This is a genomic window from Buttiauxella agrestis, from assembly GCF_900446255.1.
Taxonomy (GTDB): domain Bacteria; phylum Pseudomonadota; class Gammaproteobacteria; order Enterobacterales; family Enterobacteriaceae; genus Buttiauxella; species Buttiauxella agrestis.
Window position 1 is genome coordinate 542,150 of sequence record NZ_UIGI01000001.1, and the last position, 15,660, is coordinate 557,809.

The 15,660-nt window shown below is 51.5% G+C and carries 11 protein-coding genes; 5 read left to right on the top strand and 6 right to left on the bottom strand.

Translation table 11 applies throughout. The features are described from left to right. The first annotated feature begins 225 nt into the window (after positions 1 to 225). From tssI to DY231_RS02745, 3 genes are read left to right on the top strand one after another with little or no spacing between them, the layout of a single operon-like run. Positions 226 to 2,598 carry a type VI secretion system tip protein TssI/VgrG gene (gene tssI, locus DY231_RS02730; protein WP_115627181.1) on the top strand — a complete coding sequence of 791 codons (2,373 nt, stop codon included), beginning with the start codon at positions 226 to 228 and terminating at the stop codon, positions 2,596 to 2,598. A 16-nt stretch (positions 2,599 to 2,614) separates the two neighbouring features. Beyond that, entirely contained in the window at positions 2,615 to 3,175 is a 561-nt protein-coding gene (locus DY231_RS02735; RefSeq protein WP_115627182.1) for a M35 family metallo-endopeptidase, read from the top strand. Between the two features lie 3 nt (positions 3,176 to 3,178). Next, entirely contained in the window at positions 3,179 to 3,838 is a 660-nt protein-coding gene (locus DY231_RS02745; RefSeq protein WP_147295621.1) for a hypothetical protein, read from the top strand. A 55-nt stretch (positions 3,839 to 3,893) separates the two neighbouring features. Here DY231_RS02745 and treC read toward each other — a convergent pair whose 3' ends face one another. The 3 genes from treC to treR form a co-directional block, all read right to left on the bottom strand. Beyond that, positions 3,894 to 5,546 carry an alpha,alpha-phosphotrehalase gene (treC, locus tag DY231_RS02750; protein ID WP_115627185.1) on the bottom strand — a complete coding sequence of 551 codons (1,653 nt, stop codon included), beginning with the start codon at positions 5,544 to 5,546 and terminating at the stop codon, positions 3,894 to 3,896. A 45-nt stretch (positions 5,547 to 5,591) separates the two neighbouring features. Next, positions 5,592 to 7,010, bottom strand: a complete 1,419-nt coding sequence (treB, locus tag DY231_RS02755) for a PTS trehalose transporter subunit IIBC (RefSeq protein ID WP_115627186.1) — start codon at positions 7,008 to 7,010, stop codon at positions 5,592 to 5,594. A 126-nt stretch (positions 7,011 to 7,136) separates the two neighbouring features. Then, positions 7,137 to 8,084, bottom strand: coding sequence for a trehalose operon repressor TreR (gene treR / locus DY231_RS02760; RefSeq protein ID WP_034498782.1), 948 nt, complete (start codon positions 8,082 to 8,084; stop codon positions 7,137 to 7,139). Positions 8,085 to 8,467: 383 nt separating this feature from the next. Between treR and mgtA the strand changes: the two genes are divergently transcribed. Further along, on the top strand, positions 8,468 to 11,182 hold the full coding sequence (gene mgtA / locus DY231_RS02765) for a magnesium-translocating P-type ATPase (RefSeq protein ID WP_370511277.1): 2,715 nt from the start codon (positions 8,468 to 8,470) through the stop codon (positions 11,180 to 11,182). A gap of 126 nt (positions 11,183 to 11,308) precedes the next feature. Then, positions 11,309 to 13,699 (top strand): beta-N-acetylhexosaminidase, encoded by a 2,391-nt coding sequence (locus DY231_RS02770; RefSeq protein WP_115627187.1) that lies wholly within the window; start codon positions 11,309 to 11,311, stop codon positions 13,697 to 13,699. A gap of 54 nt (positions 13,700 to 13,753) precedes the next feature. On the opposite strand, the gene ridA is transcribed toward DY231_RS02770, so the two are convergent. The 3 genes from ridA to pyrB form a co-directional block, all read right to left on the bottom strand. Next, positions 13,754 to 14,143 (bottom strand): 2-iminobutanoate/2-iminopropanoate deaminase, encoded by a 390-nt coding sequence (ridA, locus tag DY231_RS02775; protein ID WP_034498778.1) that lies wholly within the window; start codon positions 14,141 to 14,143, stop codon positions 13,754 to 13,756. A 67-nt stretch (positions 14,144 to 14,210) separates the two neighbouring features. Beyond that, positions 14,211 to 14,672, bottom strand: coding sequence for an aspartate carbamoyltransferase regulatory subunit (gene pyrI / locus DY231_RS02780; RefSeq protein WP_034498777.1), 462 nt, complete (start codon positions 14,670 to 14,672; stop codon positions 14,211 to 14,213). A gap of 17 nt (positions 14,673 to 14,689) precedes the next feature. Further along, the gene (pyrB, locus tag DY231_RS02785) at positions 14,690 to 15,622 is read right to left on the bottom strand and encodes an aspartate carbamoyltransferase (RefSeq protein WP_115627189.1); all 933 of its coding nucleotides are present in this window, start codon (positions 15,620 to 15,622) and stop codon (positions 14,690 to 14,692) included. Between the last annotated feature and the right edge of the window lie 38 nt (positions 15,623 to 15,660).

The following is a 15,660-nucleotide window of genomic DNA, read 5'->3' on the forward strand; positions in this document are numbered from 1 at the left end:
AAAGTATGCAGTTCGTGCATTTTGTTAACCAGAGCCCTTTTCCCTCATTACTTTGTATGATTTCTAATTTCTTTTAATGTGATGAAAATCACAGCCATCCTTCAGAGTCAGTCTTATTGTGATTTCCATATACATTATTGATTTTATTATATTTATCAGAATTATGGTTCAGTTTCAACTATAGGCTCTGGTCAATAATTCCACGGACAGGAAAGGACTTCCATCATGGCTTCAGACGGCACCCGCTTTACCTTCACCGCCGGGCGTACTCCGGCGGATACCTTTGCGGTGGTGAACTTTAAGCTTAAACAATCCCTCTCTTCCCTGTTCAGCCTGGATATCTCCGTCGCCTGCAATGACCCGGCGATTGGCTTTCAAAAACTCCTCGATGAATACGGGGTTCTCACCATCTGGCAGGGCGAGGTGATTAAACGCCGGGTGCGCGGCATCGTTACCTTCTGCGAACAGGGTGACAGCGGCAAGCACCAGACGCTTTACTCGATGACGGTGCGCCCGGAGTTCTGGCGCAGCTCCCAGCGGCAGAACTGCCGCAGCTTTCAGAACTACGACATCCAGTACATCTTTGCGAAACTGCTGAAAGAGATGCGTATCCGCACGCATGACGCGCTGTTCCGGCGTCCGCATCCGGCGCGGGAATTCTGCGTGCAGTTTATGGAGTCGGATTACGACTTTATCGCCCGCCTCGCCGCCGAAGAAGGCATTTTTTTCTTCGAGGATGAATATCTCGACGACCGTGACCAGAAGCTGACCTTCACCGATGACCGCAGCAACCTGCGCGGCCTCGGGGCGTTTCCGTACAACCTCAATGCCGCCTCTGAATCGTCCACCTACTGCATCAATACCTTTCGCCGCAGCGCGCAAATCCGCCCGGCAAAAGTCACCACCCAGGATTACACCTTCACCGCGCCGAACTGGCAGGCGCAGTATCAGGAAGAAGGGGCAGACCTGTCGTATCAGCGCCCGGATTATGAGATTTTTGACTATCCGGGGCGTTTTAAGGATGAACAGCACGGGGCCGATTTTGCGAAATATCAGATGGACGGCTGGCGCAATAACGTCGATTTTGCCAGCGGCACCAGTAATTGCCCGCAGTTACAGCCGGGGCGCTGGTTCACCCTTACCGACCACCCGCGTGAAGATTTAAACAACCCGTGGCAGGTGGTGTCGAGCGAGATGACCGGCAGCCAGCCGCAGGCGCATATCGGCAGTTCCGGCCAGGGCACTACCCTCACCAACCGCTTTCATGTTATCCCGGCCACACAGACCTGGCGACCGGCACCGTTGCCGAAACCGCTGGTGGACGGCCCGCAAATCGGGATTGTTACCGGTCCTGCCGGGGAAGAAATCTACTGCGACGAGCACGGGCGTGTGACGGTGAAATTTGCCTGGGACCGCTATAACAAAACCAACGAAGAAAGCTCGTGCTGGGTGAGGGTCTCGCAGGCGTGGGCGGGCACCGGCTTCGGTAACATCGCCATCCCGCGCGTCGGCCAGGAAGTGATTGTCGATTTCCTCAACGGCGACCCCGACCAGCCGATTATCACCGGGCGCACCTATCACGCCGCCAACCGCTCTCCGGGCGACCTGCCGGGGACCAAAACCCAGATGGCAATACGCTCGCAGACGTATAAGGGTAATGGATACAACGAATTAATGTTTGACGACCAGACCGGCCAGGAATTGCTGTCGATGCATGCCCAGAAGGACATGAAGACCGTGGTGCTGAACAACCGCGATACGAATGTGAAAGTCGACCACAGTGAAACCATCGGCCATAACCAGCAGGTCACTGTCGGCCTGGGGCAGACGGTGAAAATCGGCAAGGAGAACGCCGCCGGACACGACCAGACAATCACCGTGGCGCATGACCGCAGCATCACCGTACGCAATGACCAGACGCTGAAAGTCACCCGCGACCGGACGGTAAACAGCGGGCGCGATGACACTCTGCACGTGGTAAAAGACCGCAAAGTGACGGTGAAGGGCAAGCAGGAGCACAAGACCACCGGCGACCATATCAGCCTGGTGGAAGGCAAGCACAGCCTGGAGGTAAAAGGTGATTTAGCGCGCAAAGTGACCGGGGCGCTGGGTATCTACGTTGACGGCGATATTGTGCTGGAGAGCAGCAGCCAGATTAGCATGAAAGTGGGCAGTTCATTCATCGTCATCCGCCCGGCCGGGGTGGACATTATGGGGCTGAAAATCAACCTCAATGGTGGCGGTAGTGCGGGGACACCAGTTCAGACCCTGCAACCGACGGTGCTGAGTGCGTTGGGTGATAAAGTGGATGATGCAGCAACTGAGTCGCCGCAGGATGAGAATGCAGATAGTTCTGGCGATGGAGATAATTCTGAGGGAGGGGACGAACATGGTAGCGAGGATGAATCTGACCAGTACAATATCCAATTCCATTTTTCGGATGATGACGATACACCCTATACAGATATGAAATATGTTGCTTGTTTTTCTGATGGAACACAAAAAGAAGGAGTGATCGATAAAAATGGATTTACAGAGACATTTAATTCGATACAAAAAGAAGATATAAAAATTAAGGTTTTGTTCGATATTTGGTGAGATTTTAGGAGGAAATATGTTTAGCAGTGCAGATGAAAAAATAACAATAGGAACTACATCTTTAGAAAAGGGAGTTGTTGTGCACCAAAAAATAACAGATCCCTTTAAAAAAATGATTAGAAATGCCTTGAAAGAGCAGCGCATAATTTTATTGGAAAGAAAAAATGAACTTGAAATATGGGATGGGTGTGCTCAGCAAAGGTTCAAAAAAGCGTTTGGTTTAACTAATGAAAAGGCACGGCAATGGATACTGGAAGGTATAAATAAAGAGATTTTATTAAATAATGAAATTCCAATATCTAACTTTAAGAAGACCAAAGAAAATGTTTATGCATCCGTAAACTCCTCTGATTTAGAGCATAATATTAATATTGGAGAGAAATTCTCGAAGGCGCCTTTGACTGGTGAGGATTCACAAGTGGTAACCTTATGTCATGAAATGTCACACTTCGATGATATTCTAGGTACTAAAGATTTAGGTGAGGGTTCCCCAAGAAGTTATGCAGTTTCACTGGCAAGGAAATGTGATGAAAGAACTATGCAAAGCTCATACAATTTTGAAATGTATTTTGTGTAAATCATGAAAACAATAAATTATCAATCACTACTTTTTTGTATAACTCTTTTGTGTTCATTTTACACATTAGCAGTTCCAAATGATTGTAGTGATGGACAGCAATATGGTTATGGAAAGCTTTTTTATAACGGAGTTGCGCATACAAATGAGGCAATTTATCCATTAAGAATGCAACATGCATACAATGCACCAGATCCCATAAATGACAACAGGATATATAAAGAAAATTCGTTGCAATCCCATGCGCTCAAAATTGTCATTAAGGCAGAGGAATTGGAAGGTAATATTAATGTTTCAGTAGAGAATAAAAGTGATAAATCGATATTTATCCCTAAGAAAAATACTGCGGTTGAGGGGCGCTTATCCAACCCAATCTTTTCTATAACTTCCGGATGTATTTATTTGGATTATGTAGGGGAGCTAGTTAATTTTGGAAGTATATATCAATATCCTGATGATTATGTCACCATTGAACCTGACCATAAATATGAAACGATCGTAAAACTTGGGAGGTATTATCACTTCCTTCCAGGCGTACATACCTATGAAATCTTTATTCCGGAAACTCCATTTTCTTTTAAAGACAAGATTGGCAGTGACGAGTTATTTGTTGAGTCCAATAAAATACAAATAACAATTACAGCGCCAGTAAAAATCAATTAGTTTCTGGAATAAATAAAAAGCCCATTTGGGCTTTTTATTTATTAATTCAGTATCTTTACTGCAACCAATAAACCGCTTCAAATGGTCGTAAACTCATTTCACCCGGTTTGCCCGCCGCATCAGAATAGTTGCTCATCAGGACATCCCAGCCACCCTCGAACGCTTCCGGCACCCACCATTGGTTTTCACGGCTGAGGTTTGCCGCAACCACCAGCGTCTGGCCTTGCCATTCGCGGCGATAGCACCATAAATACGGATGCTCAGGCAGCAAATCCTGATAGCTACCCCAGGTGAAAACAGGATTCGCTTTACGCAGCTTAATCAGTTTCTGATAGGCATAAAACACAGAGTCCGGGTCATCAACGGCTGCTTTGGCATTGATAGATTGATAGTTATCGCACAGGTTTATCCACGGCGTGCCGTCAGTGAATCCGGCGTGTTCGCCATCATTCCACTGCATGGGTGTCCGGCTGTTATCACGTGATTTACTGGCAAGGATTGCCAACAGGTTTTCACTGTCACGGCCTTGCGCGCGTAGCTCTGCGTACATGTTGTGGCTTTCCACATCACGGTAATCAATGATGCGTTTGAAGTGCGGATTGGTCATTCCCAACTCTTCGCCCTGATAAATGTACGGTGTGCCCTGCATACCGTGCAGCACCATCGCCAGCATTTTTGCCGCCGGAACACGCAGTTCGCCTTCATCACCAAAACGCGACACGATGCGTGGCTGGTCGTGGTTACACCAGAACAACGCATTCCATGCCACGTTATGCATGCCTTGCTGCCAGTGGCTGAAGATAGCTTTGAGCGCCACGTAATCCGGAGCCGCCAGCGCCCATTTTTGCCCGTTGGGATAATCCACTTTCAGGTGATGGAAGTTGAAGGTCATCGACAATTCGTTGCTGTTGAGTGCGGCATATTGCTGGCAGTTATCGAGCGTCGTGGATGACATTTCGCCCACCGTCATCAGCTCGCGTGGCACAAACACATCGCGGCTCAGCTCTTGCAGATATTCGTGAATACGCGGCCCATCGGTATAAAAACGACGCCCGTCACCGCCTTCAATATCACTTGGGTAATCCTGGTCTTTCGAAACCAGGTTAATCACATCAAGGCGTAATCCATCTACGCCGCGATCGGCCCAGAACTCGCAAACCTTCTTCAATTCAGCGCGAACCTGCGGATTTTCCCAGTTGAGATCCGCCTGCTCTGGGGCGAATAAATGCAGGTAGTACTGGCCGCTTTCTGCATGCCAGCGCCAGGCGTTACCACCGAATTTAGAGCGCCAGTTGTTTGGCAATACATCCGGCGTACCGTCGCGCCAGATATAAAACTCGCGGTATGGACTTTCTTTGTTCAGTGCTTCGTGGAACCAGGCATGCTGGGTGGACGTATGGTTGAAAACCATATCCAGAATGACGCGGATGCCGCGTTCGTGGGCGCCGGCGACTAACAAATCGAAATCATCCAGCGTGCCGTAGGTGTGGTCGATGGCGCAGTAGTTCGCCACGTCGTAGCCGTTATCCACCTGCGGTGAAACATAAAACGGTGTCAGCCAAATGGCATCAACACCCAGCAGTTTGAGGTAATCGAGGCGTTTGATGACACCAATCAGATCGCCAGTGCCGCTGCCGGTCGTGTCCTGAAAACTCTTAGGGTAGATTTGGTAGATGACGCCATGTTGCCACCAGGGAGTTGAGTTCATAATCCTTTCCTAAATCGAAGGGGCCAAAATTGGCCCCAGGTAAAACTAAACCACTAACAACGTGCCCTGACGGTGTTTGCGTTTATACATCACGCTGGTCAGCACGATTGGAATCACGACGGCAATCAAGATAGCGAGGGAATACACTTCCCAATAGCGCGGCTGAATGGACAAAATTCCCGGTAAGCCACCTACACCAATCCCGTTCGCCATCACTCCGCTCAGGCCACACAGCAAGCCTGCCAGACCTGAGCCGACCATCGCGCACAGCATCGGGAAGCGGTATTTCAGGTTGATGCCGTACATCGCCGGTTCAGTTACACCGAGGTAGGCAGAAATCGCCGCCGGAACTGAAATCTCACGCTCGTTATGCTTACGGCTGCAAATAATGATGCCGACAACCGCGGATGCCTGCGCAATGTTAGAAAGCGCAATCAATGGCCACACCGGCGTTCCGCCCATGCTCTGAATCATCTGCATGTCGATGGCGAGTGTTGTCTGATGCACACCGGTAATCACCAGCGGTGCGTACAGGAAGCCAAACAGTGCAGCGCCGACAGGGGCAAAACTTCCCGTCATCAAATGGCGAACCGCAAAGGCCACACCATCACCAATCCATCGACCAAACGGGCCGATAAACGCATGCGCCAGGAACACCGCCAGAATCAGCGAACACACAGGCACTATTACAAGATAGAGGTAATCTGGCACGATGCGTTTCAGACGCGTCTCAATAAAGCCCAGAGCCAGACCCGCCAGCAGGGCTGGAATCACCTGCGCCTGGTAGCCAACTTTTTCGATGGTGAACCAGCCGAAGTTCCAGACTTCCGGAATTTTGCTACCCAATTCATAGGCATTCATCAACTGCGGTGACACGAGCGTGACGCCAAGCACAATACCAAGGATAGGCGTCCCACCCATTTTTCGCACTGCTGACCAGCAAATACCGACCGGTAAATAGAAGAAAATAGCTTCGCCAATCAACCATAAGAAGTCGTAAATCGATTGCAGGGACGGGTGCATTTGCGCCAGCGTCTGCCCGTTGCTCATCGGCAAATCGCCAATCACATTACGGAAGCCGAGGATTAAACCCCCGCTGATTAATGCTGGTAGGAGGGGGAAGAAGATCTCGGCGAAGTGCGAAATTAATTGCTCATGCCACTTCATATTCTGGCGCGCAGCGAGTTTCGCTTGTTCTTTATCTGCGGTGCTATGGCCTGTCGCGGCGATCAATGCCTTGTAGTAATCGCCCACTTCCGGACCAATCACCACCTGGAACTGCCCGGCGTTTGTAAAGCAGCCTTTAACCATCGGCAGCTCTTCAATCTCTTTCGGCTTCGCAATCGCGGTATTGTTTAATACGAACCGTAAGCGAGTTATGCAGTGACTGACGGTGGCAATATTCTCGCGCCCGCCGACCAGTTCTATCAGCTTATCTATATCCTGTTGTTTCACTTTGGCCATGATGAGGTTCCAGAGTAAGGAGTGAGGTTTTTTATCTGCCGCAAGGTTATCTTTTAATCTCTCCCACGAAAATGGGAACGTTCCCGAAATCAATCGACGATCACAATAAACCTGAAGGGAGGGGTGTTACTGGAGAGTACTGGGGATAACGATCTGGCGCAGTTCGCGAGCTTGCGTGACTTGCCCAATCAACTGCAAAACCGCCTGGCGGCCTGCCTCGGCATACCCTGGATCGACCGTGATGATTTCCGGGTGCAGGAACTTCATCAGCGGCGTATTCCCGACGCTCGCCAGTTGCAGCGTGGTGCGTTGGTGTTCCTGGAGATATTTGCTGGCGCCCAGAGCGAGGGTATCGGTCGCGCACAGCAGGGCGGTGGTTTCTGGTAACAAAACTTCAGCGACGTGTTCGTAACCTTGTTTCATCGCCAACCCCGGTAGCGCCACGTTTGGCGTCAGTTGGTGTTGTTTGCAAAACGCGAGATAGGCTTCATGGCGGCGCAAGCCAGTTGTCACATCGCTATGGGGCACGCCGAGGAAACTGATGTGGCGATGGCCCTGCTCATAAAGGCGCGACATCAAAATATTAATTGCCCCTTCGTCGTCATAACAAACCGAGGCAAACCCTTTGGCATCCCGCGCCATGAGTACCAGCGTCGATTGCCAGGGGGCGAGCATTTTTTCATTGATGCCGGTAAAACCAAACAGAATCACACCGTCGATATTGCGTCGCTTGAGCATACCCAGATGCTCTTCGACCAGTTCCGGGTCGAACTGGCTTTCCATCATGATCGGGTCGTAACCCTGCTCATAGAGCGACGGCAGCATGGTTTGTACCGCCAGGTTTTCTGATAACGAGTCCAGACGCGTCACGATAATGGCGACCACTTTGTCACTTTGCCCACGCATCGCCCGCGCCGAGCGGGAAGGGGAGAAACCCTCTTGCTGCATCACCGCTTCCACGCGTTCTCGCGTGCGGGCGCTGACGCCGCTTTCGTTATTCAACACACGAGAAACAGTCGATTTACCGACACCGCTTAAACGGGCGATGTCTTTAATAGTGAGGCGGCTTTGCATCGTTATCGTTCTTCCCTGCAATCGTTTTTTATAGAGTAAGGTCTGCCCACGATACCACAATGGAAAAAATCTGGTTTACGTCAGGTTTAGGTTTGGGGGCGTAGAATGCCCGCGACTAGTGTAATGACTTTTTCTTTTAACCGGAGGCGACATGGAACCTGATCCCAGTCCAAGCCCTGTAATGACAGGAATAATCCGGTAAGACTCCCTTCTTTGAAGCAACTGCCTTTGAAGTGACTGCCTTACCGGATTGCGTAAGGCAGAGATCTATCTTGTATCAATCAACGATATCCCTGCTGAAAAAATTATTTGGCCTGCAAGGCAAGGATTAGCCGCGCCTGCATGTCACCAGGCTCCGCATTACGTGGGGCCGAGGGACTATTATGCTGTTAAAAAATCTGACCCGGCAGTTGTTTGCACAACTGAGCCGCCACCTGCCACGTCGCTTGATCCAACGCGACCTGATGCCGGATGACAATACCGTTGCTCATGCTCAGGACGTCCCGGCTTCATTAAGCGAAGCCTGCCTGAAATATGCGCGAGCCTCAGAAGAACAACTGTACCGCGATTTCCAGAGCCACCCGGAAGGGCTGAATGCGCGTGAAGTCGAGCGTGCGCTAGAGCAACATGGCCTGAACCAAATCCCGGCGCAAAAAGCGTCGCCATGGTGGGTTCATCTGTGGATGTGCTATCGCAACCCTTTCAATATCTTGCTGACAATCCTCGGGATTGTTTCCTATTCCACTGAAGACTTGTTTGCCGCAGGCGTCATCGCGCTGATGGTAGTCATCGCCACCTTGCTGAATTTCGTTCAGGAAGCGCGTTCCACCAAAGCGGCGGATACGCTAAAAGCGATGGTCAGCAACACCGCGACCGTGCTGCGTGTCGTCCATGAAAGCGGTGAAAACGAGTTTATCGAAATCCCGCTCGACCAGCTGGTGCCGGGCGATATCGTCAAACTGGCGGCAGGCGACATGATCCCGGCGGATCTGCGCGTCATCCAGGCACGCGATCTTTTCGTCGGCCAGGCCTCGCTCACTGGCGAATCCTTGCCGGTAGAAAAAGTCGCTGTCAGCCGCGATCTGTCGCACAACAACCCGCTGGAATGCGACACGCTGTGCTTTATGGGCACCAACGTGGTGAGCGGCACGGCGCTGGCAATGATCATCTCAACAGGCGGCAATACCTGGTTTGGGCAACTGGCCGGGCGCGTAACCCAGCAAGAAAGCGAACCGAATGCATTCCAGAAAGGCATCAGCCGTGTGAGCTGGGTACTCATCCGCTTCATGCTGGTGATGACGCCTGTCGTGCTGCTGATTAACGGCTTCACCAAAGGCGACTGGTGGGAAGCTGCGCTGTTCTCGCTCTCTGTGGCGGTGGGTTTAACACCTGAAATGTTGCCGATGATCGTCACTTCGACGCTGGCTCGCGGGGCGGTGAAACTCTCGAAGCAAAAAGTGATCGTCAAGCACCTCGACGCGATCCAAAACTTCGGGGCGATGGACATCCTTTGCACCGACAAAACCGGCACGCTGACCCAGGATCGTATTGTTCTGGAAACTCACACCGATATTCTCGGTGCGGTCAGCAACCACGTTCTGCATACCGCCTGGCTGAACAGCCATTACCAGACGGGCCTGAAAAACCTGCTGGATGTCGCGGTGCTGGAAGGTGTTGACGAGGATCATGCGCGTAACGCTGCCGCCCGCTGGCAGAAAGTGGATGAGATCCCGTTCGACTTTGAACGTCGCCGCATGTCGGTAGTTGTCTCCGAACAGCCGGAAGTGCATCAGTTGATCTGCAAAGGTGCGTTGCAGGAGATCCTGAACGTCTGCTCCCAGGTTCGTTACGGTGACGAAATCGTGCCGCTCAGCGAATCTATGCTGGCACGTATTCGCCGAGTGACTGACGATCTGAATCGCCAGGGTTTGCGTGTGGTGGCCGTTGCGACCAAATTCTTACCCGCGCGTGGCGAAGATTATGGCCGCGTGGATGAATCTGATCTGATCCTTGAAGGCTATATCGCGTTCCTCGATCCACCAAAAGAAACCACCGCTCCGGCTCTTAAAGCGCTGAAAGAAAGTGGCATCACGGTGAAAATTCTCACCGGAGACAGCGAACTGGTGGCCGCGAAAGTGTGCCGCGAAGTGGGTCTGGACGTGGGCGAGTTGGTGACAGGCAGTGAAATCGAAAACATGCCTGACGACCAGCTTGCGGAACTGGCTCTGCGCACTACGCTGTTTGCCCGCCTGACGCCAATGCACAAAGAACGCATCGTGCGCCTGCTGCGTGGTGAAGGTCATGTGGTTGGATTCATGGGTGATGGCATTAACGACGCCCCGGCATTGCGTGCCGCAGACATTGGTATTTCCGTGGATGGCGCGGTAGATATTGCGCGTGAGGCCGCAGATATCATCCTGCTGGAAAAAAGCCTGATGGTGCTGGAACAGGGTGTGATTGAAGGGCGCAGAACCTTCGCCAACATGCTCAAATACATCAAAATGACCGCCAGTTCTAACTTCGGTAACGTATTCAGCGTGCTGGTGGCAAGCGCCTTCCTGCCGTTCTTGCCGATGCTGCCGTTACACTTACTGATTCAGAATCTGCTGTACGATGTCTCCCAGGTGGCGATTCCGTTCGATAACGTCGATGACGAGCAAATCAAAAAACCGCAGCGCTGGAACCCGGCGGATTTAGGCCGCTTTATGGTGTTCTTCGGGCCGATAAGCTCCATCTTCGATATCCTGACGTTCTGCGTGATGTGGTGGGTGTTCAAGGCCAACGTGCCAGAAGCACAAACCCTCTTCCAGTCTGGCTGGTTCGTGGTGGGGTTACTGTCGCAGACATTAATTGTGCATATGATTCGTACCCGTCGCATCCCGTTCATTCAGAGCCGAGCAGCGTGGCCGTTGATGATCATGACGCTGGTCGTAATGATAGTTGGGATTGGCCTGCCGTTCTCGCCGCTGGCAAGTTATCTGCAACTTCAGGCGCTGCCGCTGAGCTACTTCCCATGGCTGATTGCGATCCTTGCCGGATACATGACGCTGACTCAGTGCATGAAAGGGTTCTACAGCCGTCGTTACGGCTGGCAGTAATCTTAAAAATCAGCGGGATGTGATCTACATCCCGCGTTTCCGTCCCATAATCTTGATGAATATTTCTACACGTGTTACCAGATTGTTTTTGCTTTTTTCTGGCCCGTCACTGTTAAAGGAATATTCATGTTTAAATCCATTCGTTTGAGCCTGCTGGCAGGTTGCATCGCGGCAACGTGTCAGGCTTGGGCTGCACCGGCTGGCGACTTACCGTTAATGCCCTGGCCGCAAGAAGTGAATCGCCCGGCTGCGGAAGGCACGCTGCAAATTGACAACGCCATTTCCATAAAAATAAGCGGCGACAAGCTGCCAGGTGCTATCGACCGTTGGCGGCAGAGAATCTCCCAGCAAACGGGCTGGCAGCTACAACCCGCGCAGGCCAATTCTGCAAAACCCACCATTGATATCCAAATCAAAAAAGCCGTTGCTCCCTTACCTAAACTCGATAGCGATGAAAGTTACGAATTAAGCGTCACCGCCGACGGCGTGAAGCTCACAGCAAACACGCGCTTTGGCGCGATGCGCGGCATGGAAACCCTCTTACAGCTCATTCAGAACGGGCCTGATAATACCGCCATTCCATTTGTCGCAATTAAAGACCAGCCCCGTTTCCCGTGGCGCGGTTTGCTTATCGACTCTGCCCGCCATTTCATGCCGATTAAAGATATTTTGCGCCAGTTAGATGGAATGGCGGCGGCCAAAATGAACGTGCTGCACTGGCATTTAACGGATGACCAGGGCTGGCGTTTTGCTTCGACTGCGTACCCAAAATTGCAGCAACTGGCCAGCGACGGCGACTTTTACACGCAGGCGCAGATGAAAGAAGTGGTGCGCTATGCGGCTTCGCTCGGCATCCGCGTAGTACCGGAAATGGACTTGCCGGGACATGCTTCGGCGATTGCGGTGGCTTATCCTGAGTTGATGAGTGCGCCGGGGCCATACCAAATGGAGCGCCATTGGGGCGTGTTAAAACCGTTACTCAACCCGACCAACGATGCGGCCTATAAATTTGTCGATACCTTGATTGGCGAACTCACCGCCATTTTCCCGGACAGCTATTTGCACATCGGGGGCGATGAAGTGGACGATGAGCACTGGCAAAAATCGGCAGAAATCCAAGCATTTATGAAGCAGCATAATCTGGCGGATACCCACGCATTGCAGACCTACTTCAACCAACGCCTGGAAAAGATCCTCGAAAAGCATCATCGTCAGATGATGGGCTGGGATGAGATCTACCATCCCGCTCTGCCAAAAAGCATTTTGATCCAATCCTGGCAGGGTCAGGATGCGCTGGGTGCCGTTGCAGCGAACGGTTACAAAGGCATCCTCTCGACAGGTTTCTATCTGGATCAACCGCAATCTACCGCTTACCACTATCGCAACGAAGTCTTGCCGCAAGGGCTGAATGGCGTTGATGAAATTGCGGAAGCTGACAGCGCACAAAGCTGGTTCTTCAGTATGCCGCGCCTGAAAGGCAGTGCCGTGGAAGGAAGTTTTACGCTGGTGAATGGTAAAACAACCTGGCGCGGATTTATCGATTTCAAAGGAAAATCCCGCCGTGCGGTGCGTGATATTGAGTGGTTAAGCCCAACGCAGGTGACGTTTACCGTCGACACCTGGATGGGGGAAACACGCCCCGTTTTAACACTGGATAAGGACAAACTGAGCGGTTATTTGCTGGTGGGCAACGTCCGTTACCCGGCTACCGGGCAGAAGCTTGATGCTGTGCCGGATGGTATCCAGCCGGTGGTGCCGACGCCGGAGCAAATGAATAATATTATCGGCGGCGAAGCGGCTCTGTGGGCTGAAAACGTTGCATCGCCGCTGCTGGATATCAAACTGTGGCCGCGTACGTTTGCGGTTGCCGAACGTCTGTGGTCGGACGAAGATGTCAAAGATATCGACAACATGTACCAGCGCTTGCAGGCGATAGACGCCTGGTCGACGGTTTCCGTCGGCCTGGAACAACATGCTGCTGCGGCGGAGCAAATGACGCGTCTTGCGGGTTCGACGGAAATTATGCCGTTGCAAATACTCGCTCAGGCGGTAGAGCCGGCACAGTATTACACGCGCCAGCATTTGAAATTCCAGGCTGGAAACTACCATCACTTTGAGCCACTCAACCGCTTTGCCGATGCGCTGGGTGCCGAAAGCAACCAGGTGCGAGCCATGGATTCTTGGGTCGATAAACTGATTGCTGATCCGGAAGATGGCAACAGCGCGGATTCGCTGCGCCACACCTTTGCGCGCTGGCAGAGCAATACGCCGGATGTGCTGGAGTTAATCAACGGTAATTATCAGCTCAAAGCGCTAAAACCGGTGGCGGAAAACGTCGATAAGCTGGCGGGAATTGGGCTGCGTCTGACGGATCTGGTGGCTAAACAGGGAAACCTGAGCGCTGACGAAGTTCAGGGGATTCAAAAACAGCTCGACGATGCGGCACAAACGCAAGATGAAGTGGTGATCGCGGCAGTGTATCCATTGCAGAAATTGCTGCGGGCGAGTGTGAAGTAATTTTTAACGGTGATAAAAATTTAAGGCCGCAAATGCGGCCTTATGATTGGCTCGTTAGCGGCGAATGGCAATCGCTTCGATTTCAATCTTCACATCTTTTGGCAGGCGAGCGACTTCCACGCAAGAACGCGCAGGGAAGGTCGCTTTGTGCTCATTAAAGAAAGCTTCGTAGGTCGCATTTACGGTCGCGAAGTCGTTCAGATCTTTCACGAAAACGGTCGTTTTAACGATATCGCCTACTTTCAGGCCAGCCGCTTCAACAATCGCCTGCACGTTTTCCAGAGACTGGCGCGCTTGTGCTGCCACATCTTCCGGCACGCTGCCCGTTTTCGGGTCAACAGGAATCTGACCAGAAGTGATAATCATGCTGCCAAGATCAACGCCCTGAACATATGGGCCGATTGCTGCAGGTGCGTTTTCGGTGCTAATGGTACGAGAAGACATTTTCATTCCTTATGAGAAGTGATAAAGCTCCCGTCCATTATAGGGATGACAGCCTTAGCAGCAATGATTAATCTGCCAGCACAACGTAATGTGAGAACTCCTTCTCACAATATTTACATTTGAGGCTAATGTTCTCGTCGCGCTTTTTCACTGCAAATGAAGAATGAACCGGTTCACTTCTGCTGATGCAGTTGGTATTTGGGCAAACCAGAACTTTATCGATGCGCGAAGGCAGGCTCGGTTTGCTTTTACCTACCACTTCATATTCATCAATTCGGTTTACCGTGGCGTGCGGTGCATACAGCGCCAGTTGATTGACTTGCTCGTCTGTCAGGAAGGTATTTTCTATTTTAATCAGGTCTTTACGGCCCTGTTCGCGTGAAGGCAGGTTCAGACCGATGGTGATGCGCTGGTCGGTTTCCGTTAACTGGAACAGCGTCAGCAATTTAAAACCAACCTGCGCAGGAATATGGTCGATAACGGTGCCGCGTTTAATCGCTTCAACTTGTAATTTGTTGTCGTGTGTCATCTTAATCTTCCTCTCACTCAAACCAGTTCAGGTTGCAAAACTAACGCCAGCAGAGCCTGGCGGGCATAAATACCGTTGCCTGCCTGTTGGAAATACCAGGCGTGTGGGGTTTTATCAACGTCGGTGGTGATTTCATCAACACGTGGCAGCGGGTGCAGCACTTTCATGTTGGTGCGGGCATCAATCAAATCTGCGGCGCGCAGCACAAACTGAGCTTTTACGTTGGCATATTCCGACGGGTCCAGGCGCTCTTTCTGCACGCGAGTCATGTACAGAATATCCAGTTCACCGACCACATCGTCGATGGCTTCGTGGCAGCTCCACTCAATGCCTTTTTCGTCCAGCATATCGAGAATGTACTTCGGCATCGCCAGCGCATTTGGTGCGATAAAGTAGAAGCGGTTGCCTTCGAATTTCGCCAGCGCTTGCGCCAGTGAATGCACGGTGCGGCCATATTTCAGGTCACCGACCATGGCGATATTCAGGTTTTCCAGGCGGCCCTGCGTTTCCTGAATGGTGAACAAATCCAGCAGCGTTTGTGTTGGGTGTTGGTTCGCGCCATCGCCCGCATTGAGCACCGGTACATTACCTGAGAATTCCGTCGCCAGGCGCGCCGCACCTTCTTGCGGATGGCGCATCACAATGGCATCAACATACGTGCTGATAACCGAAATGGTATCGGCCAGGGTTTCGCCTTTTTTGCCCAGCGAAGTATTGCTGCTGTCCGAGAACCCGACTACCGATGCACCCAGGCGATGAATAGCAGTTTCAAAAGAGAGGCGCGTGCGCGTTGATGCTTCAAAGAAGCAGCTGGCAACAACGATGTGTTTGAGTAATTCAGGTTGCGGATTGGCTTTCAGTTTTGCCGCAGTAGACAACACCAGTTCAAGTTCTTCACGACTGAGATCGTTTATGGAAATGATATGTTTCTGATATAGGGGGTTAGCCATGTTTATCTCCTGCTCTCGGGCGTCGGGCAAAAAAAAAG

Excerpts from the sequence above, each read along its gene's own strand:
- tssI (WP_115627181.1), top strand. The coding sequence starts at position 226 with ATGGCTTCAGACGGCACCCGCTTTACCTTCACCGCCGGGCGTACTCCG.
- DY231_RS02735 (WP_115627182.1), top strand. The coding sequence starts at position 2,615 with ATGTTTAGCAGTGCAGATGAAAAAATAACAATAGGAACTACATCTTTA.
- DY231_RS02745 (WP_147295621.1), top strand. The coding sequence starts at position 3,179 with ATGAAAACAATAAATTATCAATCACTACTTTTTTGTATAACTCTTTTG.
- treC (WP_115627185.1), bottom strand. The coding sequence starts at position 5,546 with ATGAACTCAACTCCCTGGTGGCAACATGGCGTCATCTACCAAATCTAC.
- treB (WP_115627186.1), bottom strand. The coding sequence starts at position 7,010 with ATGGCCAAAGTGAAACAACAGGATATAGATAAGCTGATAGAACTGGTC.
- treR (WP_034498782.1), bottom strand. The coding sequence starts at position 8,084 with ATGCAAAGCCGCCTCACTATTAAAGACATCGCCCGTTTAAGCGGTGTC.
- mgtA (WP_370511277.1), top strand. The coding sequence starts at position 8,468 with ATGCTGTTAAAAAATCTGACCCGGCAGTTGTTTGCACAACTGAGCCGC.
- DY231_RS02770 (WP_115627187.1), top strand. The coding sequence starts at position 11,309 with ATGTTTAAATCCATTCGTTTGAGCCTGCTGGCAGGTTGCATCGCGGCA.
- ridA (WP_034498778.1), bottom strand. The coding sequence starts at position 14,143 with ATGTCTTCTCGTACCATTAGCACCGAAAACGCACCTGCAGCAATCGGC.
- pyrI (WP_034498777.1), bottom strand. The coding sequence starts at position 14,672 with ATGACACACGACAACAAATTACAAGTTGAAGCGATTAAACGCGGCACC.
- pyrB (WP_115627189.1), bottom strand. The coding sequence starts at position 15,622 with ATGGCTAACCCCCTATATCAGAAACATATCATTTCCATAAACGATCTC.